21 protein-coding genes are annotated in these 26,529 nt (G+C 58.3%); 11 read left to right on the forward strand and 10 right to left on the reverse strand.

The features are described 5' to 3' along the window. Positions 1–158: 158 nt before the first annotated feature. The 3 genes from ABLN87_RS05585 to ABLN87_RS05595 all read left to right on the forward strand — a co-directional run bounded on the left by ABLN87_RS05585 (position 159) and on the right by ABLN87_RS05595 (position 3,937). Positions 159–1,865, forward strand: coding sequence for a peptide ABC transporter substrate-binding protein (locus ABLN87_RS05585; protein WP_353008170.1), 1,707 nt, complete (start codon positions 159–161; stop codon positions 1,863–1,865). A 91-nt stretch (positions 1,866–1,956) separates the two neighbouring features. Further along, positions 1,957–2,964: an ABC transporter permease gene (locus ABLN87_RS05590; protein ID WP_353008172.1), complete on the forward strand. Its 1,008-nt coding sequence runs from the start codon at positions 1,957–1,959 to the stop codon at positions 2,962–2,964. Next, positions 2,957–3,937, forward strand: coding sequence for an ABC transporter permease (locus ABLN87_RS05595; protein WP_353008173.1), 981 nt, complete (start codon positions 2,957–2,959; stop codon positions 3,935–3,937). Before ABLN87_RS05590 ends, ABLN87_RS05595 begins: the two co-directional genes overlap by 8 nt. Before the next feature lie 19 nt (positions 3,938–3,956). Here the strand turns inward: ABLN87_RS05595 and ABLN87_RS05600 are convergent, their stop codons facing one another. From ABLN87_RS05600 to ABLN87_RS05625, 6 genes are all read right to left on the reverse strand, one after another. Continuing rightward, complete coding sequence (locus tag ABLN87_RS05600) at positions 3,957–5,081, reverse strand: MFS transporter (RefSeq protein ID WP_353008175.1); 1,125 nt, start codon at positions 5,079–5,081, stop codon at positions 3,957–3,959. Positions 5,082–5,152: 71 nt separating this feature from the next. Then, a complete protein-coding gene (locus ABLN87_RS05605) occupies positions 5,153–6,430 on the reverse strand; it encodes a DUF3422 family protein (protein WP_353008177.1) in 1,278 nt (425 codons plus the stop codon). A 107-nt stretch (positions 6,431–6,537) separates the two neighbouring features. Continuing rightward, entirely contained in the window at positions 6,538–6,894 is a 357-nt protein-coding gene (locus tag ABLN87_RS05610) for a VOC family protein (RefSeq protein WP_353008179.1), read from the reverse strand. Between the two features lie 158 nt (positions 6,895–7,052). Continuing rightward, positions 7,053–8,507: an NAD(P)(+) transhydrogenase (Re/Si-specific) subunit beta gene (locus ABLN87_RS05615; RefSeq protein WP_353008181.1), complete on the reverse strand. Its 1,455-nt coding sequence runs from the start codon at positions 8,505–8,507 to the stop codon at positions 7,053–7,055. A gap of 13 nt (positions 8,508–8,520) precedes the next feature. Continuing rightward, complete coding sequence (locus ABLN87_RS05620; protein WP_353008183.1) at positions 8,521–10,092, reverse strand: Re/Si-specific NAD(P)(+) transhydrogenase subunit alpha; 1,572 nt, start codon at positions 10,090–10,092, stop codon at positions 8,521–8,523. Between the two features lie 127 nt (positions 10,093–10,219). Continuing rightward, entirely contained in the window at positions 10,220–10,669 is a 450-nt protein-coding gene (locus ABLN87_RS05625) for a methyltransferase family protein (protein WP_353008184.1), read from the reverse strand. Between the two features lie 172 nt (positions 10,670–10,841). On the opposite strand from ABLN87_RS05625, the gene kynU reads away from it, so the two are divergent. Beyond that, the gene (gene kynU, locus ABLN87_RS05630) at positions 10,842–12,035 is read left to right on the forward strand and encodes a kynureninase (protein WP_353008186.1); all 1,194 of its coding nucleotides are present in this window, start codon (positions 10,842–10,844) and stop codon (positions 12,033–12,035) included. Here the strand turns inward: kynU and ABLN87_RS05635 are convergent. After that, positions 12,028–12,606 carry a TetR/AcrR family transcriptional regulator gene (locus ABLN87_RS05635; protein WP_353008187.1) on the reverse strand — a complete coding sequence of 193 codons (579 nt, stop codon included), beginning with the start codon at positions 12,604–12,606 and terminating at the stop codon, positions 12,028–12,030. The genes kynU and ABLN87_RS05635 overlap by 8 nt on opposite strands. Before the next feature lie 99 nt (positions 12,607–12,705). Between ABLN87_RS05635 and ABLN87_RS05640 the strand changes: the two genes are divergently transcribed. Together ABLN87_RS05640 and ABLN87_RS05645 are read left to right on the forward strand one after the other, a co-directional pair. After that, positions 12,706–13,170 carry a (2Fe-2S)-binding protein gene (locus tag ABLN87_RS05640; protein ID WP_353008188.1) on the forward strand — a complete coding sequence of 155 codons (465 nt, stop codon included), beginning with the start codon at positions 12,706–12,708 and terminating at the stop codon, positions 13,168–13,170. A gap of 3 nt (positions 13,171–13,173) precedes the next feature. Beyond that, a complete protein-coding gene (locus ABLN87_RS05645) occupies positions 13,174–15,414 on the forward strand; it encodes a xanthine dehydrogenase family protein molybdopterin-binding subunit (protein ID WP_353008189.1) in 2,241 nt (746 codons plus the stop codon). Between the two features lie 45 nt (positions 15,415–15,459). Here ABLN87_RS05645 and ABLN87_RS05650 read toward each other — a convergent pair whose 3' ends face one another. The 3 genes from ABLN87_RS05650 to ABLN87_RS05660 form a co-directional block, all read right to left on the reverse strand. Next, positions 15,460–16,239, reverse strand: a complete 780-nt coding sequence (locus tag ABLN87_RS05650; RefSeq protein ID WP_353008190.1) for a gamma-glutamyl-gamma-aminobutyrate hydrolase family protein — start codon at positions 16,237–16,239, stop codon at positions 15,460–15,462. Between the two features lie 136 nt (positions 16,240–16,375). Beyond that, positions 16,376–16,801, reverse strand: coding sequence for a GlcG/HbpS family heme-binding protein (locus ABLN87_RS05655; RefSeq protein WP_353008388.1), 426 nt, complete (start codon positions 16,799–16,801; stop codon positions 16,376–16,378). Between the two features lie 81 nt (positions 16,802–16,882). Next, positions 16,883–19,018 (reverse strand): malate synthase G, encoded by a 2,136-nt coding sequence (locus ABLN87_RS05660; RefSeq protein WP_353008192.1) that lies wholly within the window; start codon positions 19,016–19,018, stop codon positions 16,883–16,885. Positions 19,019–19,226: 208 nt separating this feature from the next. On the opposite strand from ABLN87_RS05660, the gene pepN reads away from it, so the two are divergent. From pepN to pepT, 5 genes are all read left to right on the forward strand, one after another. Beyond that, positions 19,227–21,779, forward strand: a complete 2,553-nt coding sequence (gene pepN, locus ABLN87_RS05665) for an aminopeptidase N (RefSeq protein WP_353008193.1) — start codon at positions 19,227–19,229, stop codon at positions 21,777–21,779. Next, the gene (locus tag ABLN87_RS05670) at positions 21,776–22,204 is read left to right on the forward strand and encodes a hypothetical protein (RefSeq protein WP_353008195.1); all 429 of its coding nucleotides are present in this window, start codon (positions 21,776–21,778) and stop codon (positions 22,202–22,204) included. Before pepN ends, ABLN87_RS05670 begins: the two co-directional genes overlap by 4 nt. A 128-nt stretch (positions 22,205–22,332) precedes the next feature. Beyond that, complete coding sequence (locus tag ABLN87_RS05675) at positions 22,333–23,592, forward strand: hypothetical protein (protein ID WP_353008197.1); 1,260 nt, start codon at positions 22,333–22,335, stop codon at positions 23,590–23,592. A gap of 79 nt (positions 23,593–23,671) precedes the next feature. Beyond that, the gene (gatB, locus tag ABLN87_RS05680) at positions 23,672–25,183 is read left to right on the forward strand and encodes an Asp-tRNA(Asn)/Glu-tRNA(Gln) amidotransferase subunit GatB (RefSeq protein ID WP_353008198.1); all 1,512 of its coding nucleotides are present in this window, start codon (positions 23,672–23,674) and stop codon (positions 25,181–25,183) included. Between the two features lie 89 nt (positions 25,184–25,272). Then, on the forward strand, positions 25,273–26,529 hold the full coding sequence (gene pepT / locus ABLN87_RS05685; protein ID WP_353008199.1) for a peptidase T: 1,257 nt from the start codon (positions 25,273–25,275) through the stop codon (positions 26,527–26,529).

Here is a 26,529-nt window from a genome sequence, read left to right on the forward strand (position 1 = left end):
CGATACCTCGCGTAACCGTGATGGGGAGATCATGGATTCCGTGGATCTTAGCAGATTTTGCGGCAACAATTCAGACCCTTACCCAAAGCGGCAACGCCAAATCCGCAGGCCTTGCGGAGATAATCGAGACACGGAAGTGTCCTTTTCGGGAGTTTATTATGAAGATCAAAACCCTTTTGCTTGGTGCGATCGCAAGCACGGCGATGGCCCCGATGGCCTTGGCCGAGCGTGGATCGGACGGCAATGTCAGCATCATTTATTGGCAGGCTCCGTCGATCCTGAACCCCTTCTTGTCGGGCGGAACCAAGGACGTTGAATCCGCATCGCTGGTGATCGAACCGCTCGCGCGTTATGACCAGGACGGCAACATGGTGCCCTATCTGGCGTCAGAGATCCCGACCGTTGAAAACGGTGGCGTCAGCGAGGACCTGACTTCGATCACTTGGAAAATTGCGCCGGGAATCACCTGGTCGGACGGCTCGGCGTTTACCTCGGCAGATGTGGTCTTTACCGCGAATTACTGCATGGACCCCGATGGCGGCTGCGCGCAGGTCACCAAGTTTGAAGGCGTCACCAACGTCGAAGCGGTGGATGATCTGACCGTCAAGGTCACCTTCGACAAGCCAACCCCGTTCCCCTATGGCCCGTTTGTGGGTGGCGAAAGCCCGATCATTCAAGCCGCTCAGTTCGCGGACTGCATGGGCGCGAAGGCCCCCGAATGCACCGAACAGAACTTTAACCCCATCGGCACTGGCCCGTTTGTTGTCACCGAATTCAAGCCGAATGACGTGATCACCTTCAAGGCGAACGACAACTATCGTGATCCGGCGAAACCTGCCTTTGCGACGGTCACCTTCAAGGGTGGCGGCGATGCAACGGCGGCTGGTCGTGCTGTTATGGAAACCGGCGAGTTTGACTATGCCTGGAACCTGCAACTGGCGCCCGAAGTGATCGCGCAGATGCAAGAAGGCGGCAAAGGAACCCCGGTTGCGGGCTTCGGTCCTCTGGTCGAGCGCATCATGCTGAACCAGACCAACCCGTCGCCTGACCTGCCGGAAGGCGAGCGGTCGACAGCAACGCATCCGCACCCGTTCCTTCAGGACCCGGCCGTCTACAAAGCCATGTCCATGGCCATCGACCGCCCGCTACTGGTTGAGATCGGCTATGGCCAGGCAGGTAAAGTGACCTGTAACTGGGTTCCGGCCCCGGCTGCGTTCAACTCGACCTCGATGACCTGCGATACGCAGGATATCGCGGGCGCAAACGCCCTGCTGGACGAGGCAGGCATCGTTGACACCAATGGCGACGGCGTCCGTGAAAAAGACGGTGTTCCGCTGAAAGTTGTCTATCAAACGTCTACCAACGCCGTCCGTCAAGACTTCCAGGCGTTGATCAAGGAATGGTGGAGCCAAATCGGTATCGAAACCGAGCTGCGCAACATCAACGCGTCGGTCTTCTTCGGTGGTGACCCGGGCTCGCCCGACACATTCCAGAAGTTCTATGCCGACGTTGAAATGTACGCCAACACCTTCAACGGCACCGACCCTCAGTCCTATCTGGGCAACGGTCTATGCGACAAGGCTCCTCGTCCCGACACCCAGTGGCAGGGTGAAAACATCAGCCGCTTCTGCAACGAAGAGTTCGATAAGTTGCACGCACAGCTGGCCGAAACTGCCGGTCTGGAAAAGCGCGCCGAGATCGCGAAACAGCTGAACGACATCATAGTTGAAAACGGCGGTATGATCCCGCTGGTGCACCGTGGTCGTCTGTCGGCGCATGCAAACACCCTGGGTGGCGTTGTCCTGAATGTTTGGGACAGCGAGCTTTGGAATATCGCTGACTGGTACCGCAAGACCGGTTCCTAAGCGTTAGCCTTGCAAAGCCGCGCCCCGATCTTCGGGGCGCGGTCCTTTGCACACCACCCCAACAAGAAGACGCATATAAAGGCGCCTCTTAATGCTTAATTTTACCATCAGACGACTGATATTGGCGGTGCCTACACTGCTGTTCATCAGCCTCGTCATCTTCCTGCTCCTCGAACTCGCACCTGGCGATCCGATGGCACAGGTTCCGCTCACCGTTCCCCCCGAAGTCAAAGAGAAGATGCGCGAAGCGCTTGGCCTCGGCCAGCCGATGCATATCCGGTTCTGGAAATGGATCGTGCAGTTCTTCTGGATCGAACCGCAGGTTCTGATCGACTCGATGTTTGGCACCACCTTTTCCGAAGGTGATCTACGTGTGATTTCCTGGCAGACCCGCTCGCCGGTCATGGACATCGTCGTTCAGCGTATCCCCCAGACCCTGTGGGTTGTCGGCACCGCCTATGTGGTTGCGATCCTGATCGCCCTGCCCATCGGCATCTATTCGGCCTACCGCCAGTATTCCTGGTTCGACCAAATGGGCACCTTCGTGTCGATGGTCGGCTTCTCGGTACCGCCCTTCTTCTCGGGCGTTCTGGTGATCGTGATCTTCTCAGTCCAGCTGGGCTGGTTCCCTTCGATCTATGACACCACGCTGGTGGTCGACAGTTGGGACAGCTTTGTCGTGCAACTCAAGCAAATGATCATGCCAGTCATGGTTCTGGCGCTTCAGATCACCGCACAGCTCAGCCGGTTTATGCGCGCTTCGATGCTGGACAACCTCAATCAGGATTACGTTCGCACCGCCCGCGCCAAGGGTCTCAGCGAATACACCGTTGTCATGGTCCACGTCCTGCGCAACTCGATGATCCCTGTGGTCACAGTGATCGCGCTGGGTATCCCGGCCATCTTTGGCGGCGCCATCATCACCGAACAGGTTTTCAAGGTGAATGGCATCGGCCAGTTGCTGATCGGGGCCATTCAGGCCAATGACCTGCCGATGGTTCAAACCCTGACCTTCATCTTTGCCGTCCTGATCGTACTGTTCAACCTGATTGCAGACGTGCTCTACGGCATTCTGGACCCGAGGATTCGCTATGACTGATCATGATCGTACGGATACGCTGGTCCCGGATGAAGGTATTGCGCCGGCCTCCACCGCCCTGCCAACTGCAGGCGTGATGGACGACCTGTCCACCCCTCCCCGCAGCCAGTGGCGCGATGTGTGGGATCAGTTCAAGACACACAAAGGCGCGATGATCGGGGCAGTCCTGTTCATCTTCATCGTCGCTGCAGTGTATCTGGGCCCGTATCTCTGGACCATCGACCCAACGCAGATCGACATCCGGTCGCGTAATCAGGGGCCAAGCTGGGCGCACCCGTTTGGCACCGACCAGTTGGGGCGTGATATTTTGGCGCGGATGATGTCCGGCGGACAGACCTCGGTTTCGGTGGGTATCACCGCGATGCTACTGGCGCTGTTCCTGGGCTCGTTCATCGGCGTGGTCGCCGGGTTCTTCAAGCGGCTCGACGGGCCGCTGATGCGCCTAACCGATCTGTTTCTGGCCCTACCTCTACTGCCCCTGCTGCTGGTCATGATGCTGCTGTTCCGCGAGCCCTTGTCTGCGGCCTTCGGGCTGGAACGCGGGATTTTCATCCTGATCGTCTGCGCCATCGGCATCACCTCGTGGATGCCGACAGCCCGGATCGTTCGGGGCGATGTTTTGGCCATCAAGGAACGAGAGTTCGTTCTGGCAGCCCGATCCATCGGCACCAGCAACAGCCAGATCATCACGCGGCACATCCTGCCGAACGTGCTGTCTCCGATCATGGTGTCGGCGACATTGGGGATTGCCACGGCGATCATCACTGAAAGCGCGCTGTCCTTCCTGGGCTTGGGCTTCCCGCCCGACTTCCCGACCTGGGGCCGCTTGCTGTTTGATGGCGTTGACTATCTACAACAATACCCCGAGCGCGTGTTCTGGCCCGGCCTGGCGATCTCACTGACCGTTCTCAGCGTAAACTATCTGGGCGACGGCCTGCGCGATGCGCTGGATCCGCGTATTCGCGGACGCTAAGCAAACTCAGTCGGCGCGCTTAAGCGCGCCGGCACACACGACGATCAGAACGGCAAGCGGCAATAAGACACCAAAGGCCATTCTCAGCGTCAGCAACTCTGCCAAAAATCCAATCAAAGGCGGGCCAATCAGCAGACCGCCATAGCCAAGCGTCGCCACGCTTGCGATAGCCTGCCCCGGAGGTATCTGCGGATCGTTGGCGGCCCGGCTGAACGCCAATGGCATAATCACCGCATAGCCCACGCCCATCAGCGTAAAGCCCACCAAAGCCAGCGGAGCAACCCCGGCCGAGACAACACAAAACGCGCCCATAGCGGCAAACATCCCGCCGCCCCGTGCCGCAGAAACCGGCCCGACCCGGGCAATCACCACCCCCCCCCGCAAGACGACATACCACCATCGCGACCGAGAACACGGCATAACCCAAGGTCGCTACGCTTTCGGCAGCGCCGGTAACGTCGCGCAAGAATATCGCGCTCCAATCCGCGACGGCCCCTTCGCCCAGCGCACCGCACAGGGCCGTGAACCCTACCAGAATCAGCGCACCGGACGGGAACGCAAAAACCGACCCCTGCGACTGCACCGAACGCCGAGAAGTCCATTGCACCCAGGACAGCGCCAAAGCCAGAGCCACAACCAAACCGCCCGCCGCCAGGAAGTGTTGCAACACGCTCATCTGCATCTGAACAGCCGCATACCCGCTGATCGCACCCAGCCCTGCCCCAAGGCTCCACATCGCGTGGAATGATGACATCAACGGTTTCTCATAGGCGCTTTCAACTTCGGCGGCCCAGGCATTCATGGCCACATCCATCGACCCGTGAAACGCCCCGAAGACAAACAGAAAGACAGCAAGCAGGGTGAAACTGTCAGCCAGCCCCAACAGCACCAGAGATCCGGTATAGAGAACCGCGATAACCCGCGTGATTGCAACGGCGCCAAACCGGTCGGTCAATCGTCCGGTAATGGGAAAGGAGCACACCGCGCCCGCTGCCATGAACAGCAGGCCATAGCCCAACGCCTCATGGCTCAGCTGCAGATGATCCCGAACCGCCGGAATGCGCGAGGCCCAGATACCGAACAACGCACCGTTGAGGATGAACATCGCTGTCACAGCCCGCCATGCTGAAACGACATTGATCACAGGGATGCTCCGATTATGTGACTATCGCTGCCGGTCACTAGTACCAAGCTTGCCCTGCTGTGCAAGTGACGTCATTCCAACCGCTTGCGAATTCTGTGGACGGCCGCCCAGACCATCAAAATGACCGGCAGCGTAATCAAGGCGGTTAATGTACCCTTACTCAACCCAGTCGACGTGAGCGGATACAGCATGTAGCTGACCAGCGACACGGCATAGTAGCTGATGGCCACGACCGAAAGCCCCTCAACCGTGTGCTGTAGGCGCAAGGCCAGGTCCGCACGCTTGTCCATGCTTTCCAACAAAGCTTGGTTCTGCGCACTGCGTTCCACATCAACCCGTGTACGCAGCAAATCCCCGGCGCGGATTGCTCTGTCTGAAAGGGTTTGCAGGCGTTTTTCTGTAGATTTCACGGTGCGCATGGCCGGGTCATAGCGGCGCATCATGAAATCGGCAAAGCTCTGACGGCCCATGAACCGTTCTTCCCGCAACACGGCAATGCGCTGATTGACAATGGCCTCATAGGCACCCGTCGCCCCAAAGCGAAAGGCGCAGCGGGCGGACAGGGTTTCCAACTCAGTCGATATGCGCAGCAGATCAGGTAACAGATCGTCAGGGTGGTTTTCTCCATCCGTCATCTCGCCCATCAACGCGGTCAGTTTCTGGTCTAGTTCACCAATGCGCGGGGTCAGGTCTTTGACCCGGGCAAAGCCCAGCATGGACATCGCCTTGTACGTCTCAATCTCGCACAGGCGTTGAATGATGCGCCCAATCCGACGCTGACCGGTGTCTTCAGAGACGAACAACGCAAAGCGCATATGACCCGCGGGATCGATGCGGAAATCACTGGCACAGATGGCGGCATCATCCAGAACGCATGAAACGGCTAGGCTTTCGGGTTCGAACCAGTCGGGCAAAAGGGCACGGACCGCATCTTGATCTGGCCGCCGCACCACACGCATCAGGATCGATGTGATGCTTTTGCCCGGGCTGGCCATGACCCAATCCGCTGGGAACACCTCAAAATCAGCTGGGTCAAAAGCCCGGACGCTCACATTCTGCGAGATTGCGGTATAGGTCACAAACTCGGTATGCTGTTCCCATTTCAACCAATGGCGCCCGATCTGACCCGCGTAGTGCGTGGCGTCTGGCTGGGGACGAGACGCACCATAACGCGTCAGCAACTCCGTCAGATGAGCGATATCCGCCTGACGCTCCCCTTCTATCGCCGCCGCCGGTTTCTTGATTGCTAGAAACGCAACTGTGCACGGCACCTCGGCGCTCGGAAAAGGCCTCGCGTGCAGTTCATTGGCCAGCGCATAGCGCAAGGGATGATCATCAATCGGCGTCATTTTTGGCTCCGTCTTACCGGGGGCACTATACGACACAGCCGAAATACATCAATTCTCTTTTTATTTCATATACTTACAGGAATGCAACGGTATACAAACCCGCTATCTCATTGATTTGGCTGCCACAGCTCGATCGGATTGCCTTCCGGATCATGAATGCGGGCGAACTTGCCAACCTCGCTGTCCCAGTCGGGGTGGGTCTCAACCTTGATCCCCGCGGCCTCAAGCTGTGCGGTCATCGCCGCAAGATCATCCACGCGAAAATTGATCATCCATTGCTGCTCAGCCTTTCCGAAATACTCGGTGTCCTGCGCGAAGGGGGCAAAGACCGTGTAGCCCTCGCGCTGTTTCCAGGCCACTGGATCATAGTGATTGACCCCAAGATGGGTCGCGTACCAGTCCCGCAAAGCGTCAGGATCCCGGGCCCGAAAGAAAACCCCGCCAATACCGTTCACTTTCTGCATAGCTACCTCCTGTCACCGTGCTCCGGCTCAGAATAGCACATTCCACAGGCTTCATCTGGCCACAAATATCCTGGGGGTTTGGGGGCAAGCCCCCAACTCTACCCAAAAAAGAAAAGGGCGCCCGCAGGCGCCCTTTGCAATTTGCTAGCAACAGTTGATCAGTCGATCATCGGCAGCAGCTTGTCCAGCGACTGCTTGGCATCGCCATAGAACATGCGCGTGTTCTCTTTGAAGAACAGCGGGTTTTCGATGCCCGAATAGCCGGTGCCCTGACCGCGCTTCGACACAAAGACCTGCTTGGCCTTCCAGCACTCCAGCACCGGCATACCGGCGATGGGGCTGTTGGGATCCTCCTGCGCCGCAGGGTTCACGATGTCATTCGAGCCGATGACGATGGCCACATCCGTGTCCGGGAAATCGTCATTGATCTCATCCATCTCCAGCACGATGTCATACGGCACTTTCGCCTCGGCCAGCAGCACGTTCATGTGGCCCGGCAGACGTCCGGCAACGGGGTGGATCGCAAAACGCACCTCTTTGCCCTTGGCGCGCAGCTTGCGGACCAGCTCGGACACCGACTGCTGTGCCTGAGCAACAGCCATGCCGTAACCCGGGATGATGACAATGCTGTCCGCATCGTTCAGCGCAGCGGCCACGCCGTCCGCCTCAATCGCGATCTGTTCGCCTTCGACAGCCATCTGCTCACCCTGCGGGCCACCGAATCCGCCCAGGATCACGCTGACAAAATGGCGGTTCATCGCCTTGCACATGATGTAGGACAGGATCGCACCCGACGAGCCGACAAGAGCGCCGACAACAATCAGCAGATCGTTGCCAAGGCTGAAGCCAATCGCGGCTGCCGCCCAACCCGAATACGAGTTCAGCATCGACACGACCACCGGCATGTCGGCACCACCTATGCCCATGATCAGGTGATAGCCAATGAACAGCGCCGCCAGCGTCATCAGGAATAGCGGGAAAAATCCACCCGAGCTGGTATACCAGATCAGACAAATCAGCGAGAGACCCGCAGCCGCCGCGTTCAGCATATGACCACCAGGCAGCTTGGTCGCCGCCGAGGTCACTTTGCCCGCCAGCTTGCCATAGGCCACGACCGAGCCGGTAAAGGTGATTGCACCGATGAAGATGCCCAGGAACAGTTCAACATGCAGGATCGCCAGTTCCGCCGGGGTCTTCTTGGCGATCAGCTTGGCAAAAGCGCCGAGGTCGGACAGGTCCGCCTGGCTGGCACTATCCGCAATCGCCATGACCTGCGCCACGTTGCCGATCTCAAAATGCGCGTTAAAGCCCACGAACACGGCCGCCAGACCAACCAGCGAGTGCATTGCGGCCACCAGCTGAGGCATCTCGGTCATCTGGACGCGCTGCGCCACGTATTGACCGATAAGACCGCCGCCGATGATCAGCAGAATGGACAGCAGCCACAGACCCGAACCCGGACCGACCAGCGTGGCGAAAACCGCCAGCGCCATACCAACGATACCGTACCAGACCGCACGCTTGGCGCTTTCCTGGTTCGACAGACCACCCAGCGAAAGGATGAATAGAACAGCCGCAACAACATAGGCGGCAGTAGTGAAGCCAAATTCCATGTGCCCGGCCTCCTTAAGATTTCTGGAACATGGCGAGCATGCGCCGGGTTACGAGGAAGCCGCCGAAGATGTTGATCCCGGCCATGAACACGGACAGCGCCGCCAGCAGAAGGACCAGGAAAGACCCGGACCCAATCTGCATCAACGCCCCAACGATAATGATCGACGAGATCGCGTTGGTGATCGCCATCAGCGGTGTGTGCAAGGAATGCGCGACGCCCCAGATCACCTGGAAGCCCACGAAAATGGCCAGCACAAAGACGATGAAGTGCTGCATGAAGCTGGCCGGAGCAATCAGCCCTACCAGCAGCATCAGCGCGCCGCCAACACCCAGCAGAGTGAACTGCTGCTTAGTCTGCGCTTTGAAGGCCGCAACCTCCTGCGCCTTTTTCTCTTCCGGCGTCAGTTCCTTGACCTCCGGCTTTTTCTGCGCCGCAATCGCCTGCACCTTGGGTGGTGGTGGCGGGAAGGTGATGTCGCCTTCAAATGTCACGGTCGCACCGCGGATCACGTCATCTTCCATGTCGTGATTGATCTGGCCGTCCTTTTCAGGCGTCAGGTCGGTCATCATGTGACGGATATTAGTGGCGTAAAGCGACGAGGATTGCGCCGCCATCCGGCTGGGGAAGTCGGTATAGCCGATGATGGTCACGCCATTGTCGGTCACGATCTTCTCATCCGCGACCGTCAGCTTACAGTTGCCGCCCTTTTCCGCCGCCAAATCCACGATGACCGAGCCCGGCTTCATCGCTTCAACCATATCCTTGGTCCAAAGCTCGGGCGCTTCGCGGTTCGGGATCAGCGCGGTGGTGATCACGATGTCCATCTCGGGCGCCAACTCACGGAACTTGGCCAGCTGCGCCTCGCGGAATTCATCCGACTGAACCGAGGCATAGCCGCCTGTGGCCGCGCCGTCCTGCTGGTCTTCTTCAAAGTCCAGATAGACGAATTCGGCCCCCATGGATTCGACCTGTTCGGCCACTTCGGGGCGCACGTCGAACGCATAGGTAATAGCTCCCAGCGAGGTCGAAGTTCCGATCGCCGCCAGACCGGCAACACCAGCCCCAACGATCAGCACCTTGGCAGGCGGCACCTTACCCGCCGCTGTCACCTGACCGGTAAAGAAACGGCCGAAGTTGTTACCGGCCTCGATCACCGCACGATAGCCCGCGATATTCGCCATCGAAGACAGCGCATCCATCTTCTGCGCGCGTGAAATACGCGGCACCATCTCCATGGCGATAACATTCGCGCCTTTGGATTTGGCCAGTTCCATCCCCTCTTCATTGCCCGCGGGGTTGAAGAACGAGATCAGCGTTTTGCCTTTGGTCAGACGCTTCATCTCGGTGTCTGTCGGGATGCGCACCTTGGCGACAATATCCGCCGCTTTCCATAGTGCTGCCGCGGTTTTTACGACCTCAACACCCGCAGCCTCATACGTCGCATCCGAAAACCCGGCCGCCGCACCGGCCCCTTTTTCGATCAGGCACTCATAGCCCAGTTTCTGCAACTGCACGGCCGAGTCTGGCGTCATTGCCACTCGGTTCTCGCCATCCAGTATTTCTTTTGGTGTGCCTATTTTCACTGGCAGTCCCCCTCGCTTCTAAGGCCGGTCAGGTCCTCGGGTATGGATTGTTAAGAAAAGATGTATCTTGCGCAATTTTATTTCGCAAGCGCAGCATCCATTACGTTGTGTCATTCGGTTGATCTGGCTACACCCACCGTCTTGTTTTTTGTTCGTAGCGGGCGAAATCCGCGCGGAAGGTGCGGCGCATGCGGTCCTCCTCGGGCAGGATGAAACGACGTTCAAGCACCCAGACGAAGATCGGCACCAGAGCCAGTGACAGAACGGCGTCAAAGCGCAGAACCAAGCCCGCCAGGATCAAAACATCTCCCAGGTAGATCGGATTCCGGCTGCGTTTGTAGATGCCGGATTGCACGATTGCACTGGGTGTTTCATGCGGGATGACTGTCGTCTTATGGCGTCGGAATTCGGCAACGGCCAATACGGCCAGAAGAATGCCACCCCCGATCAGCACGCCGCTGAGAAGATCGGTCAACCCACCGTCAAGGGACAGGCCAAATCCCAAATAGCGTCCCTGCAACCAGGCAAGCAGGGCAAAGCCCACGAGCCAGACAGGGGGAAGGTCGATCCAGCGCATCGTCAATCCTCGGGGCTGACGTCACGTAAGGGCACGTGTCGTTTCTGGGCGCTGTCCTACCGCTTTGGGACCGAAATAGCAAAACCCCAGTTGTCGCATCAATGGACAGCAGAGACGGGATGTTTTACGCCCTAGGGGCAATGCTATCCAAATAAACAAAAAACGGGCCGCCATGACTGATTTCGCGACGACCAAAGACATGTTCATTTTGCCCGAGGGGATGATCTACCTCGACGGAAACTCTCTGGGCCCGGTTCCGAAGGCAGCGGCGGATCACGTGCATCAGATGATGACCGACGAATGGGGGCAAATGCTGATCACGGGCTGGAACAAAGCCGGTTGGATGGGTATGCCCGCGGCGTTGGGCGACCGGATTGGCAAACTGATCGGAGCGGAACCGGGCAGTGTTGTCGTGGGCGACACGTTATCGATCAAAGTCTATCAAGCGGTTGCATCCGCTCTGGAGCTAAACCCGGATCGCAAGGTTGTGCTGTCAGACAATGGCAACTTCCCAACCGATCTTTACATGGTTGACGGGCTTTTGCGTTCGCTCGGCGATGACTATGAATTGCGCGTGGTCGACCCTGAACAGGTGACTGATGCCCTGACGGATGAGATCGCCGTTCTGATGCTGACTGAGGTCGATTACCGGACCGGGCGCATGCATGAGATGAAAACCCTGACCGAATTGGCGCACTCCTTGGGCGTGGTGGCCGTTTGGGATCTGGCCCATTCGGCTGGGGCGATTCCTGTAGATCTGACGATCTGCAATGCCGATTTTGCAGTGGGCTGTACCTACAAATACCTTAATGGCGGGCCCGGTGCTCCGGCCTTTGTCTATGTCGCCCCTCGATTGGCGGAGCGGGTGCGCCCAGCGCTGTCTGGTTGGCTGGGGCACGAGGATCCGTTCGCTTTCGATCTCGACTATCGCCCCGGCGCGGGGATCGAACGGATGCGGGTCGGAACCCCTCCGGTCATTCAGATGGCCTCACTTTCGGTGGCCATGGATGTCTGGGATATGGCAGATATGGCCGATGTCCGTGTCAAATCCATCGAATTGACTGAGCTATTCATTCAACGGGTCGAGGCCACCTGCCCTGACCTAACCCTTGCAAGCCCACGTGATCCTTTGCAGCGGGGCAGTCAGGTCTCATTCCGATTTGCCGAAGGCTATGCCGCGATGCAGGCGCTGATCGCGCGCGGTGTGATCGGAGATTTCCGGGCACCGGACATCATGCGCTTTGGCTTTACCCCGCTATACATCGACGAAACGGATGTGGAGCAAGCGGTTGATATTCTGGCCGATATCATGCGCAACAGGCAGTGGGATCGACCCGAATACAAAATCCGTCAGCGGGTTACCTGACCTCAAGCCCCGCGCCGATCATAGCGGCCAACTGCCGGGTGCGCTGTTCGAATTCTTCGGCGCTGGAAGCGGTCAGCTTGATCCCTTTCAGGCTGGCCGTAATCGTCTTTGCAGTGTCGTGGGGCGTGTCGAACACACGGGCGCGCCCTTTGGCCTGCATATCGGTCAGCCAGTCGGCAAACAGCAAAGTCAGTTCTGCCTCACCCTGTTCGACGATATCGGTGGACATGGATTTGGTCGTATCCAGCATCTCGACCCCATGGGGTGAAGCCAGTATCGCGGCCATTCCCTCCATTTGCGCCTGAATCGCTGCGTTCAACACCTGCGAGATCGATCCTGCGTTCTTCAAAGCAGCGGCTACGGCATTTGCCTTGTCAGCATAGTGCAGCCTGGTTAGTTCGCGAACGATCGCCTCTTTGTTCTTATAGTGCAGATACACGGCAGGCCGGGACATACCTGCACCTTTCGCAATGTCATCCATCGATGTCTTGCGGAACCCGTATTTTGAAAAAGCCTGAAAAGCCGAAGCCAGAATGGCCTTTTGCCGTATGTCGTCGCTCGTATCCTTCATTCCAGAAGCTCTGACAGTTTTCGTATATTTTGTCAATTGACATACTGACACTTTTCACCAATTATGTCAGATGCTACCACAGCTAACGAGAGGCGCGCCATGGCGACCACCCTTAAGATCAACGGAACCGCACATCAGGTGGATCTGCCTGATGATGTCCCCCTGCTATGGGTACTGCGCGATGAGGTCGGCCTAACCGGCACCAAATTCGGTTGTGGCGTTGCAGCCTGCGGGGCCTGTACTGTACATATCGATGGTGAGGCCGTGCGGTCCTGTCAGGTGGCACTTTCGGATGTCTGGGGTGACGTGACGACGATTGAAGGCATCGGAACGCCTGCGGCCATGTCAGCACTCCAACAAGCCTGGGTCGACTATCAGGTGGCGCAATGCGGCTATTGCCAGTCCGGTCAAATCATGCAGGCCGCAGCTTTGCTGGCCGAAAACCCCGCGCCCTCAGATGCCGATATCGATGACGCGATGCAGGGCAACCTGTGCCGCTGCGGCACTTATCCCCGGATACGTGCAGCAATTCACGACGCCGCTGGCAAACTGAAGGAGGCGTAAGAGATGGGCAAAGTTGGAAAAATCCTGCGCCGTACCTTCCTGATCGGGTCTGCCGCGATCGTTGGCGGCGTGGCTTTCGGTGCGTATTACGTCAGCCGCCCCGCGACGAACCCGCTGAAACCCGGCGAGGGTGAGGCTGCACTGAACCCGTTTATTCTGATCGATCAGAACGGTGTGACGCTATTCGCACCCCGCGCTGAAATGGGACAGGGTGTACAAACCACATGGGCCGCGTTGATTGCCGAGGAACTGGACGTTGACCTTGATCAGGTCACCGTTCTGCACGGGCCTGCTGCTGCGGCCTACTACAACTCGGCCCTGATTGGCGAGAGCCTGCCCAACAAGGGCTACGACATCCCGGATATCCAGTACAATTTGGCTGAAGCACTAGGGGTGTTGGGGCGTACGCTCAGCCTTCAGGTCACCGGTGGTTCGACTTCGATGAAGGACGGGTATGAACGCATGCGTCAGGCCGGGGCTTCGGCGCGCGAAACCCTAAAACGCGCTGCTGCCGACCGGCTGGGCGTTGACCCAGCAGAGTTGCAGACCGTGTCTGGCCATGTAATCGCCCCCAATGGTGACAAAATCCCTTACACCGATTTGGCCGTTGATGTCGCCGATCTTGAGCCGGTCGAGGTTCCCCTGCGCGATCCCTCCGAATGGCGCTATCTGGGGCAGTCCCAGCCGCGGCTGGATATGGTGGAGAAGGCGACGGGAACGGCGGAGTTTGGCGTCGATGTCCGCTTGCCGGGTATGAAATTCGCAGCCTTGCGCATGAACCCTAAGCTGGGTGGCGCGATGAACGGATATGACGACAGTGCCGCAACCTCAATGCCGGGGGTCGAGAAGGTGGTCGATCTGGGCACCGGTGTCGCGGTCATCGCCAACAACACATGGCTTGCCCAACAGGCGGTTGACGCCATTGATGTGGATTGGGGCGACGCCCCCTACCCACCCGAAACCGATCAGGTCTTTGCCGAGATCGCCAAGGCGTTCGATGACGCCCCGAACTCGACGATGCGCGACGATGGCGATGTCAGCGTTTTGCCCGAGGGCGCAACAGAGATCACAGCCGAATATCAGCTGCCCTATCTGGCCCATGCAACGATGGAGCCGATGAACGCCACCGCGCTTTACACCGGAAACGCACTGGAACTGTGGTGCGGCAACCAGGCCCCCACCCTGATCCAGTTCCGCGTTGCCAACACAGCCGGGTTGGAGACCGAAGCCGTGCAAATTCATACCACCTATCTGGGTGGCGGCTTTGGCCGGCGTGGTGAGCTGGATTTTGGTGACATCGCCACCAAAGTCGCCATGGCGATGCCGGGCACTCCGGTCCAAACCACCTGGAGCCGTGAAGAAGACATGCGCCACGACTACTACCGCCCCGGTGCCATCGCCCGGATGCGGGGCGCGGTTCAGGATGGCAAAGCGGTTTTGATTGAAGGGGCTGTCGCCTCACAGTCCTGCACGCAACAGGCTGTTCAGCGGTATACCGGCTTACCTGGCGCTGGCCCTGACAAGGTATTGGTCGAAGGTTTCTTCAACCAGCCCTATGGCGTCCCGAACTATCGCATGAGCGGACATATCGCCAATCTCGATATCCCTGTCGGGTTCTGGCGTTCGGTCGGCAACAGCCATAACGGGTTCTTTCATGAGACCTTCATGGATGAACTGGCCCATGCTGCAGGCCGTGATCCGCTGGAATTCAGACTGGAACTGATGCAAGACGAGCACGCCCCATCCGCAGGATGCCTCGAAGCGGTCCGCGATATGTCGGGCTGGACGGGCCAGACACCCAAAGGTATCGGGCGCGGTGTGGCCTTCACCTACAGCTTCGGCACCCCTGTTGCGCAAGTCATCGAAGTGGTGGATGAAGACGGCACGATCCGTATCAACAAGGCGTGGATCGCCTGTGACATGGGGCTGGCTCTGGACCCCGACAATGTCAAAGCCCAGATGTTCGGCGGCATGATGTATGGCCTGTCAGCGGCCTGCTACGGCGAGATTACCTTTGCCGACGGCGAAGTGGAGCAGTACAACTTCCCCGACTATGACGCGATCCGCATGCACACTGCGCCACAGGTTGAGGTGCGCGTGCTGGAAACCAACCGCCATATGGGCGGCGCGGGTGAGCCCGGCACACCGCCATCCATGCCCGCGCTTGGCAACGCATTGTTCGACCTGACCGGGGAACGAGCGCGCAGCCTGCCTTTGATTAATCAGTTCGATCTGTTGATCTGATGATATTGAGGCGGTCCGGCACCCATCGCCGGGCCGCTGCCAATTTCACGCCAATCTCTGCATCTGTTGCAGCGCGGTTCCTGAAGCCCAGTTCCGCACAGCGGCCCCAAACGCTTCAAACAGCGGACGAGACACCGGATCATTGATCGCATCCCATTCCGGGTGCCACTGAACCGAGAGGGTAAAACCGGGCGCGTCTTTGACATAGATCGCCTCGGGCGTACCATCCGGCGCATGGCCGTCGATCACCACCCGCTCACCAATCCGCTTGATACCTTGACCGTGCAATGTGTTCGTCATCACCTCGGTCGCACCGAAAACATCGTGAAACACACCGTTTTCCGACAGGGTCACGATATGGCGCAGTGCGAATTTTTCCTCAAGCGTTCCATCTGGTGGCATCCGGTGGTTCATCCGACCCGGCAGGTCCCGGATTTCGGGATAAAGCGTGCCGCCCATGGCCACGTTCACCTCTTGAAACCCGCGGCAGATCCCCAGAAAGGGCTGGCCACGTTCGACACAGGCGCGCACCAAAGGCAGCGTGATTGCATCCCGCGCCCGGTCGAAATCGCCATGCGCATCTGTGGCTGCTTCACCATATTCCTCGGGGTGTACGTTGGGGCGACCACCCGTCAGCAGGAACCCGTCGCAGACCTCAAGTAATTCATCAACCGAAACATACCGCGGATCAGCTGGTATCAGCAGCGGCAGACAGCCCGACACATTGGCCACGGCATCCGAATTCATCGTCCCACCCGCATGTGTGGGATATTGATCATTCATCAGATAAGAATTGCCGATAATACCAACAACGGGTCGCACCATTCCAATGTCCTTGCTTTTGCATTGATTGGAACTGACGCTATCGACACAAAGCAGCCCGTGCAACAGAGCACAGGCTGCATAACAGCGCAAAGCAATGTTCAATTGCGCACACGCCTATTAACTGGACTCTGCCGGGTCAGATTTCGCCCGTCAGCCCAGCTGCTTCGATACCCGCCATGCCTGCGACGGCATCATTGTCAGAGGTATCGCCTGTCACACCAACCGCACCGATCACGGTACCTTTGCGGTCGCGCAGCAAAATGCCACCCGGCACTGGCACGACCTGTCCGCCATACACGCCGTTCACCGCGGCCATAAAATAGGCCTGCGCTTCAGCCCGCTGCATCTGCGCCGTGCCTGCCATGCCCAGCATGACCGCACCATAGGCCTTGCCCTGCGCAATGGCGAACCGGCCAGGGGCGGCACCGTCTTCACGCTCAAACGCGATAACATGACCGCCGGCATCCAGAACCACAACCGACAGTGGTTTTAGTTCCATTTCCCGCCCTTTTTCCATCGCTTTACGTATAATGGTCCGCGCCTTGCGCAAAGAAATACCCATACCTGATCCCTTCATCTGGCCAAAAATATCCTCGGGGGAGCGCGAGGGGACAGACAGCCCCCTCGTTCCCGCAACTACCACTCAATCCTGACTGGCTTTGAATTCCAACCGCCGCGCATGCAGGACCGGTTCGGTGTAGCCTGACGGTTGAACCCGGCCCTTGAAGACCAGATCGCAAGCAGCCTGAAAAGCCACACCGTCAAATCCCGGCGCCATCGGAACATAGTTTGAATCGCTCGCATTCTGCCGATCCACCACAGCCGCCATTTTCTGCATCGCGGCCATCACTTGTGCCTCGCTCACCACATCATGATGCAGCCAGTTCGCCAAGGCTTGGGATGAGATACGGCAGGTCGCGCGATCCTCCATCAACCCGACATCATGGATGTCCGGCACTTTCGAACAGCCAACACCCTGATCGACCCATCGCACCACATAGCCAAGGATACCCTGCGCGTTATTTTCGATCTCACGGGTGATTTCCTCATCGCTCAGGTTGCGACCATCCAATAATGGAACCGTCAGCAGATCATCCAAAGTGCCGCGCGCGCCGCCCGCCGCAATTTCATCCTGCCGGGCCAGCACATCCACCTTGTGGTAATGCGTTGCATGCAGAGTTGCCGCTGTAGGAGATGGAACCCAGGCGCAGGTTGCGCCAGATTGCGGGTGGCCGATCTTGGCTTCCAGCATCTCTCCCATCCGGTCGGGCATCGCCCACATACCTTTGCCGATCTGCGCCTTGCCCTTGAGACCGCAGGCCAGACCGATATCAACATTGCGATCCTCATATGAGGCAATCCACGGCGTGGTTTTGATGTCCCCCTTGGGCAGCATCGGACCCGCTTCCATCGAGGTATGAATCTCATCCCCGGTACGATCCAGGAACCCGGTATTGATAAACGCCACGCGCGATTTCGCGGCGCGGATGCACTCGGTCAGGTTTGCCGAGGTGCGGCGTTCCTCGTCCATGATGCCCAGTTTCACGGTGTCGCGCGGCAGTCCCAGAACGTCTTCGACCATGTCGAAAATCTCAACAGCGAACGCGACTTCTTCGGGGCCATGCATCTTGGGTTTGACCACATAAACGGACCCTTCGACCGAGTTCCCACCGTCACGCTTCAGGTCATGCATTGCGATCAGCGTGGTGCACAGCGCATCCATCAGCCCCTCACCGATCTCATTGCCTTCAGCGTCCAATACGGCCGGGTTGGTCATCAGGTGGCCCACGTTCCGCACCAGCATCAGCGACCGGCCCTTTAGCGACGCCCGACCGCCGTCAGCAGCGGTGTATTCCACATCATCAGCAAGCTTACGGGTGAAGGTTTTGCCGCCCTTCGTGATCTCTTCGGTCAGGTCGCCCTTCATTAAGCCCAGCCAGTTGCCGTAGGCGACAACCTTATCTTCGGCATCCACGCAGGCGACCGAATCTTCGCAATCCATGATGGTCGAAAGAGCCGATTCCAAGCGCATATCGGCAATGCCCGCAGGATCGCTTGCCCCAATGGTGCTGGACTGGTCGATCATGATCTGAATATGCAAACCATTGTTTTTTAACAATACGAACGCAGGTTTTTTTGTATCCCCGCCGAAACCGGCAAACTGTGCAGGATTGGCCAGCGCAGGCGTCAACGCGCCGTCATCGATGGTCAGCCCCGCGACATCAGCCCATGATCCTTCGGCAAGCGGCGCAACCTCATCCAGAAACGCTTTGGCCCATGCGATGACACGCGCCCCGCGCTTTTCGTCATAGCCCCCACCCACAGGGAGGTCGCCCATTGCGTCTGTCCCGTAGAGTGCATCATACAGGCTGCCCCAGCGGGCGTTTGCCGCGTTCAAAGCAAAGCGGGCATTGGTAATTGGCACAACCAGTTGCGGGCCAGGGGTCAGCGCGATTTCGGGGTCCACATTTGCCGTTTCGATCTGAAACGCGTCGCCCTCATCGACCAGATACCCGATCTCTTTCAAGAACGCCTGATAGGCGGAGGGATCCATGGATTGCGATTTTTCTGCAAGGTGCCAGCCATCAATACGGCTTTGAATGTCCGCGCGTTTGGTCAGAAGCGCGCGGTTCTTGGGCCCCAGTTCTTGAACCATGCGAGCAAGACCAGCCCAGAAATGCTCGGACGACACACCCGTCCCCGGCAGAGCCTGTGTCTCGATAAAATCAGTCAGTATCGGATCTACCTGCAACCCGCTCAGGGTCTGTCTGCCACGCATATGTTGCCCTCCCGCGTTTGTGTGCCGATGTATGCCAAACTGACTTAGGCCGAATGTTTCCGATAGGCAACTTTTGTCGAAGGTTTCCCATCGCACAGTTTTGCCTAAAGCTGTTTCAAAAGCGGCAAGGCAATCGCGCAGGCTGGTTGCAGCCCCGGATCGAAGCTCCTAACGTCGCGAAAAACCCAAAACCGATGCGAGGCCTCGGATGCGCGACGAAACCGGCAAAACGATCTATCTGAAAGACTACACACCCTTTGGGTTCCTGGTGGACAGCGTTCATCTGACCTTCGATCTTGCACCGCATGCAACACGGGTGACATCGCGCATCGCGTTTCGTCCTAACCCTGACGCCTCGGACCGCCGCTTCTTTTTGCATGGGGAAGAGTTAAAGCTGATACGTGCGTCCATTGATGGCACAGAAGTGAACCCTGCAGTGACCGAGCAAGGTTTGACTGTCGATGTCCCCGATACTCCATTTATCTGGGAAGCCGAGGTTGAAATCGACCCGGATAACAACACCGCGCTTGAAGGGCTCTATATGTCGAACGGCATGTACTGCACCCAATGCGAGGCCGAGGGGTTTCGCAAAATCACCTTTTATCCCGACCGCCCCGATGTGATGTCCACTTTCACGGTACGGATCAACGGCGACCTTCCTGTTCTGCTGTCTAATGGCAACCCGTCGGGCAAAGGTGAAGGTTGGGCTGAGTGGACCGATCCGTGGCCCAAGCCTGCCTATCTGTTCGCGCTGGTCGCGGGCGACCTGATCGCCCATCCCGGTCAATTCACCACCATGTCCGGCCGCGAGGTGGAACTGAACCTCTGGGTCCGCCCCGGTGACGAAGGCAAATGCGCCTTCGGGATGGAGGCGCTAAAAAAGTCCATGAAATGGGATGAAGACGTCTATGGCCGTGAATACGATCTGGACGTGTTCAACATCGTCGCCGTGGATGATTTCAACATGGGCGCGATGGAGAACAAGGGGCTGAACATCTTCAACTCTTCCGCTGTTCTGGCCAGCCCCGAAACCTCGACCGATCTGAATTTCGAACGGATCGAGGCCATCATCGCGCATGAGTATTTCCACAATTGGACTGGCAATCGCATCACCTGCCGCGACTGGTTCCAACTGTGCCTGAAAGAAGGTCTGACGGTGTTCCGCGATGCGCAGTTCACCTCCGACATGCGCTCAGCTCCGGTGAAACGCATTCACGACGCCATCGACCTGCGAGCACGCCAGTTCCCCGAAGATAATGGGCCGCTGTCGCACCCGGTGCGACCGGAAAGCTTTCAGGAAATCAACAACTTCTACACCTCAACAGTCTATGAAAAAGGCGCTGAGGTCATTGGCATGCTGAAACGGCTGGTAGGCGATGATGCCTATGCCAAAGCGCTAGACCTCTACTTTGACCGCCATGACGGGCAGGCTTGCACGATCGAGGATTGGCTACAAGTGTTCGAAGACACAACTGGCCGCGACCTCAGCCAGTTCAAACGCTGGTACAGCCAATCCGGCACGCCAAAGGTTTCGGTCGCCGAAGACTGGAACGATGGGACTTATACTCTGATGCTGAGCCAGCGCACAGAGCCGACCCCAGGACAGGATGAGAAGCTACCTAAGGTTATCCCCGTCGCGGTCGGCCTGCTTGGTCCAAACGGGGACGAAGTGCGCGCCACCGAAGTGCTGGAACTGACCAAAACCGAGCAGAGCTTTACCTTCTCCGGTCTCACGGCCAAGCCGGTACCGTCGATCCTGAGGGACTTCTCGGCGCCTGTGATCCTTGAACACGATCACACCAACGCAGATCGTGCCTTCTTGCTGGCCCATGACACCGACCCATTCAACCGCTGGCAAGCCGGGCGTTCGCTTGCCGAAGATACGCTACTGCGCATGATTACAGAGGATGCAACACCAGGATCCGACTACCTGGACGGGTTGCTAGCCGTGCTTCGCGATGGGGATTTAGACCCCGCCTACCGAGCGCTGATGCTGTGGCTGCCTACGCAATCTGAACTGGCAGGGATGCTGGCCGAGCGGGGCACCACGCCCGACCCGATGGCGATCTGGACCGCAGGTGAAACTTTACGGCAGGCGATAGCGCAACACACCCAGGACCTCCTACCCCGCTTGCACAGCGAAGCGCTGGTGGACGCGCCCTATGCGCCGGATGCTGAACAATCCGGCAAGCGCGCACTGGGCGGCGCGGCACTGGCTTTGACCACCCGTCTTGATGGAGGCGCACTGGCGGCTGAATCCTACGCGAAGTCGGATAACATGACCTTGCAACTCTCGGCCCTGTCCTGCCTTCTGCGCGCCCGGAAAGGCGAGGCGGAATTGGCCGGATTCTATGATCAATGGCAGCATGATCGGCTGGTCATTGACAAATGGTTCGGTTTGCAAGTGGCAATGGCCGCGCCCGGAGTCACGGCGGATGTCGCACAGAAGCTAACGGAACATGCTGACTTCAATTGGAAAAACCCCAATCGATTCCGCGCTGTGATGGGTGGTTTGGCGATGAATCATGCAGGCTTTCATCAGCTTGATGGCGCAGGGTATCAACTACTGACCGATTGGTTGATCAAACTGGATCCCGTGAACCCGCAAACCACAGCGCGCATGTGTTCGGCCTTCCAAACCTGGAGGCGGTATGATGCGGGCCGACAGAACCTGATCCAGGCGCAACTGACCCGCATTTCCGAAACACCAAACCTGTCGCGCGACACGACCGAAATGATCTCGCGCATACTGGGCGCATGACGACCTACACCTTTACGCGGCGCAATCGAAATCCTCGAACCGTCTTTATTCTGATCGGCATCTACGCGGCTTTGCTTGCGCTGATTATTCTCTTTGACGCTGTATGGTGGCTGATGGCTTTGCTTGCTTTGACCACCCTGCCCGCGATATGGGATGTTTTACACGACAGCAACGCAGGAATTCAATTCGATCAAGATGCGTTGCGCTGGTTTTCCGGCAAACGGCAGGGCCAGATCGCTTTGGAAGAGGTTGATTTCTTTCGATTTGATACGCGCTGGGATTTCTCGGTCCGCGTCTCACTGGTGCTGAAATCGGAAAAACGCATCCGCCTGCCCGATGAGTCGTTGCCGCCGCATCAAGAGTTTGAAAACGTTGTCACCCAAGCCGGTTTCCGCGTTGAGCGCCATCATTTCTCTGTTTTCTGAAACGATCCACGCAGCCGAGTGCGATTACACAGGATTCATGGAAGGTAACGCGCATTTAACTTGAAATCGTCGGGTTTTCCGGCCAGCCTACCTTGCAGTTACCAGTTTTTAAGTTCTCGAGTTCCACTATGTTCCGCATTGCACGGGCATTCTCTGCCCGATTTTCACCTCACAAACCTCAGGCCGCACCTGATTTCTGTCCGGCTAATTCTGCTTTAGCCGCAGCTTTACCCGAACAGGGTCAGTTGAACATTCCTGTTGCCAAGCTTGACCCCAAGGATCTTGTGGGCCGTGAGATGATCGAACGCGGGCGTCATCTGGCGCGTCAGGATCGGTGGGATGAATTGTCCGCAGAAATGCACGCTGCGGATCAGACAGGCGCGACGGCACCGGATGGGATGCCGATTGCCGATTTGTTGGGTTTTGGCGCCCGGTCAGACGTGGTTTTGGCGGCGGAACATGCCTTGTCAGATGGCAAAGCCGTATCCGATTACGATCTGCTGGGCGGAATTTCGGAACTTGAGACCGAGATGCGCGATCATCCGGGTGATCCAATGATCGCTGCAATCGTCGCGCTGGCACATATCGATATCGCGTGGGCTTGGCGAGGCAACTCGGCGGATGCGACTTTGCCCGCGCTGCACAGTTCGCGTTGCGCGGCCCATTTCGACCGCGCCGGGCAAATCCTGCCGGACTGCACGGCTGCCGCACCCGATAGCCCGCTCATCGCTGCGGCGAACTGTGCGTTGCTGGCCGGTCAACGCAAGGAGACCGCTCGGGTCGCCGAGAAGTATGAGCGCCTAATTGGCCTCGACCCGAAAAACCAGCGCCATATGCGCGCGATGGGCAGCCATCTGCTGCCTCGCTGGTTCGGCAGCTATGAGGAGCTTGAACTACAAGCCCTACGCAACGCGGCTAGAACACAAGACACATGGGGCGCAGGCGGTTACACATGGGTCCAGTTCGACGCCATCGCGATGGACGCCGAAGCTTGCGCGCGGGTGGATGTCGAGTATTTCCTTGAAGGCCTGCGCGATGTTCTGCGGCTGCACCCCGGTCAGCAAATGGTCAATATGCTGTCCGCTTATTGCGCGATCACGGTGCAAAATGGGGTGGGCTTGAACGAAAAGGCCGATCAGGTCCGCAGCCAGATGCGCGAGACCGCCAATTGGCTGATCCGCGACCATCTGACCGAACTGCATCCGCTGATTTGGGCCCATGCAACTGCGGGCTTCAACAACTCAGTGCGTATCAATTCACCCGAGCGATTTGCAGCACGTGGACAGCGCGATGCGCTGCGTACGATCGGCGATTTCTTCCGGGATGAGTTGGGCAGCGGCAAGGATGTGACCTTTACACCCACCGGTCTGCAATTCTCGCAGCACTGAATCGCGCCTTTCCCCCTTGCCCCTAGGCCCCGCCGGGCCTAATACGCAGGCTTAAACTTCTGCGGAAATGAGGCGCGACATGCTCGACCTGACATACGAAATGCCCACACCCAAAACCATTGCCGGGGCCAAGCACGATTGGGAGCTGGTGATCGGGATGGAGGTGCACGCTCAGGTCTCGTCCAATGCGAAACTGTTCTCGGGCGCGTCGACCCAATTCGGGGCCGAGCCGAACTCGAACGTGGCCTTTGTGGATGCGGCGATGCCGGGTATGCTGCCTGTGATCAACGAATATTGTGTGGAACAGGCCGTGCGCACGGGTCTGGGTCTGAAGGCGGATATCAACCTGAAATCGGCTTTTGACCGCAAGAACTATTTCTACCCCGACCTGCCGCAGGGCTACCAGATTTCCCAACTCTACCACCCCATCGTGGGCGAAGGCGAAGTGCTGGTCGAAATGGGTGACGGCACCGCGCGCATGGTCCGCATCGAACGTATCCACATGGAGCAGGACGCGGGCAAGTCGATCCACGACATGGACCCGCATATGTCCTTTGTCGACCTGAACCGGACCGGCGTCTGCCTGATGGAGATCGTCTCGCGCCCCGACATCCGTGGCCCCGAAGAGGCCGCCGCGTATATCGCCAAGCTGCGCCAGATCATGCGGTATCTGGGCACCTGTGATGGCAACATGCAAAACGGCAACCTGCGGGCGGACGTGAACGTCTCGATCTGTTTGCCGGGGGCTTATGAGAAGTATCAGGAAACGCAGGACTTCTCGCATCTGGGCACGCGCTGCGAGATCAAGAACATGAACTCGATGCGCTTCATCCAGCAGGCGATTGAGGTCGAGGCCCGCCGTCAGATCGCAATCGTCGAAGGCGGTGGCACCGTCGATCAAGAAACCCGCCTGTACGATCCTGACAAGGGTGAGACCCGCTCGATGCGGTCCAAGGAAGAAGCGCATGACTACCGCTATTTCCCGGACCCCGACCTGCTGCCTTTGGAGATCGAGCAGGCGTGGGTCGACGATATCGCCGCCAAGCTACCTGAGCTACCCGACGAAAAAAAGGCGCGGTTCATCGAAGCGTTCGGTCTGACCGACTATGACGCTTCGGTTCTGACCGCCGAAGTCGAAAGCGCCGCTTATTTCGAAGAGGTCGCAAAAGGCCGCAACGGCAAGCTGGCCGCGAACTGGGTCATCAACGAACTGTTTGGCCGCCTCAAGAAAGAAGACCACGACATCACCGTCTCGCCCGTATCTCCGGCGCAGTTGGGTGGGATCATCGATCTGATTTCCTCGGATGCCATCTCGGGCAAGATCGCCAAGGATCTGTTCGAGATCGTCTACACCGAAGGTGGTGACCCGGCGCAGATCGTGGAAGAGCGCGGCATGAAGCAGGTGACCGACACCGGCGCCATCGAGGCCGCTTTGGACGAGATCATCGCCGCCAACCCGGCGCAGGTCGAAAAGGCCAAAGTAAACCCGAAACTGGCAGGCTGGTTTGTCGGTCAGGTGATGAAAGCCACCGGCGGCAAGGCCAACCCCAAGGCTGTCAACGAGCTGGTTGCCCAAAAGCTGGCCTCGTAAGCCCGTTTTTCAAAGTTATGAGACGGAGTCAGGCCATCCGCTTGACTCCGTTTTCTTTTGCGCCCTTTCTTCCGCGCAGGAGAGGTGCCATGACCAGAAAATTCGATCAGGAACTTGAAGACCGTCTGATGCGCTATGCGGCTATCGACAGCCAAAGCGATGAGACATCACCTTCGACCCCAAGTACGCCCATTCAGTTCGACATGCTGAACCTGCTGCAGCAGGAGCTGACGGAAATAGGCGCGCAGGATGTCGAGATAACCGGCGACAGCGTTGTTGTGGCGACCATTCCTGGCACCGCCGAAGGGCCGACCGTGGGTTTCCTCGCCCATGTCGACACTGCCCCGCAATTCAACGCAACCGGCGTCAAACCGCGCGTCATCAAAGGCTATAACGGCGGTGAGATTACCTTTCCCGATGATCCCGATCTGGTTCTGTCCCCGGAAGAACATCCTTATCTGGCCGAAAAGATAGGCCATGATCTGATCACCGCTTCGGGCACGACCTTGCTCGGCGCCGATGACAAGGCGGGCGTGTCAATCCTGATGACCATGGCGCGGCACCTGATTGAAAATCCAGACATTCCGCACGGTCCCATCCGCATTGCTTTCACGCCGGACGAAGAAATCGGACGCGGCGTGACCGAGCAACTGCCCAAGGACCTCAAGGCCGATTTCGCCTATACACTGGACGGGCAAGAGGTGGGCGAGATCGAATATGAAAGCTTCTCGGCCGACCGTGCGGTGATCAAGATCACCGGCGTGTCGATCCACCCGGGGCTGGCTAAGGAAAAGATGGTCAATGCCACCCATCTGGCCGCAAAGATCGTACAGACCCTGCCGCAGGCCACACTGACCCCCGAAGTCACCGATGGGCGCGAAGGGTTCATCCATGTCACCGACATGAATGGCGGCTCGTCCGAGATGGAGATCAAGCTGATCCTGCGGGATTTCGAGATGGAGGGTCTTGAGGCACAGCGCGATCTGGTGCGCAAGGTCTGCGACGCTGTTCAGGCATCCGAACCTCGCGCGACCATCACCTGCGACATCAGCCATCAATACCGCAACATGCGCTATTGGCTGGAAAAGGACATGACACCCGTTGATCTGGCCCGCGCAGCCTGCCGGGAACTGGGGATCGAGCCGCTCTCGGTTCCGATCCGCGGCGGCACCGATGGCTCACGCCTGACCGAGTTCGGCACACCCTGCCCCAACCTGTTCACGGGCATGCAGTGCATTCACGGACCGTTGGAGTGGATTTCGGTGCAAGACATGGCGCTGGCGACGGAGCTTTGCCTGTCAGTTGTGACCAAAGCGGCACAGACCAGCGGTAACATGCGGAGCTAA

The sequence above is a fragment of the Ruegeria sp. SCP10 genome (assembly GCF_040329495.1).
Classification (GTDB): Bacteria; Pseudomonadota; Alphaproteobacteria; order Rhodobacterales; family Rhodobacteraceae; genus Ruegeria.

What these genes read in the sequence shown, in the direction of transcription:
- ABLN87_RS05585 (WP_353008170.1), top strand. Translation starts at nt 159, where the DNA reads ATGAAGATCAAAACCCTTTTGCTTGGTGCGATCGCAAGCACGGCGATG.
- ABLN87_RS05590 (WP_353008172.1), top strand. Translation starts at nt 1,957, where the DNA reads ATGCTTAATTTTACCATCAGACGACTGATATTGGCGGTGCCTACACTG.
- ABLN87_RS05595 (WP_353008173.1), top strand. Translation starts at nt 2,957, where the DNA reads ATGACTGATCATGATCGTACGGATACGCTGGTCCCGGATGAAGGTATT.
- ABLN87_RS05605 (WP_353008177.1), bottom strand. Translation starts at nt 6,430, where the DNA reads ATGACGCCGATTGATGATCATCCCTTGCGCTATGCGCTGGCCAATGAA.
- ABLN87_RS05610 (WP_353008179.1), bottom strand. Translation starts at nt 6,894, where the DNA reads ATGCAGAAAGTGAACGGTATTGGCGGGGTTTTCTTTCGGGCCCGGGAT.
- ABLN87_RS05615 (WP_353008181.1), bottom strand. Translation starts at nt 8,507, where the DNA reads ATGGAATTTGGCTTCACTACTGCCGCCTATGTTGTTGCGGCTGTTCTA.
- ABLN87_RS05625 (WP_353008184.1), bottom strand. Translation starts at nt 10,669, where the DNA reads ATGCGCTGGATCGACCTTCCCCCTGTCTGGCTCGTGGGCTTTGCCCTG.
- kynU (WP_353008186.1), top strand. Translation starts at nt 10,842, where the DNA reads ATGACTGATTTCGCGACGACCAAAGACATGTTCATTTTGCCCGAGGGG.
- ABLN87_RS05635 (WP_353008187.1), bottom strand. Translation starts at nt 12,606, where the DNA reads ATGAAGGATACGAGCGACGACATACGGCAAAAGGCCATTCTGGCTTCG.
- ABLN87_RS05640 (WP_353008188.1), top strand. Translation starts at nt 12,706, where the DNA reads ATGGCGACCACCCTTAAGATCAACGGAACCGCACATCAGGTGGATCTG.
- ABLN87_RS05645 (WP_353008189.1), top strand. Translation starts at nt 13,174, where the DNA reads ATGGGCAAAGTTGGAAAAATCCTGCGCCGTACCTTCCTGATCGGGTCT.
- ABLN87_RS05650 (WP_353008190.1), bottom strand. Translation starts at nt 16,239, where the DNA reads ATGGTGCGACCCGTTGTTGGTATTATCGGCAATTCTTATCTGATGAAT.
- ABLN87_RS05655 (WP_353008388.1), bottom strand. Translation starts at nt 16,801, where the DNA reads ATGGGTATTTCTTTGCGCAAGGCGCGGACCATTATACGTAAAGCGATG.
- ABLN87_RS05660 (WP_353008192.1), bottom strand. Translation starts at nt 19,018, where the DNA reads ATGCGTGGCAGACAGACCCTGAGCGGGTTGCAGGTAGATCCGATACTG.
- pepN (WP_353008193.1), top strand. Translation starts at nt 19,227, where the DNA reads ATGCGCGACGAAACCGGCAAAACGATCTATCTGAAAGACTACACACCC.
- ABLN87_RS05670 (WP_353008195.1), top strand. Translation starts at nt 21,776, where the DNA reads ATGACGACCTACACCTTTACGCGGCGCAATCGAAATCCTCGAACCGTC.
- ABLN87_RS05675 (WP_353008197.1), top strand. Translation starts at nt 22,333, where the DNA reads ATGTTCCGCATTGCACGGGCATTCTCTGCCCGATTTTCACCTCACAAA.
- gatB (WP_353008198.1), top strand. Translation starts at nt 23,672, where the DNA reads ATGCTCGACCTGACATACGAAATGCCCACACCCAAAACCATTGCCGGG.
- pepT (WP_353008199.1), top strand. Translation starts at nt 25,273, where the DNA reads ATGACCAGAAAATTCGATCAGGAACTTGAAGACCGTCTGATGCGCTAT.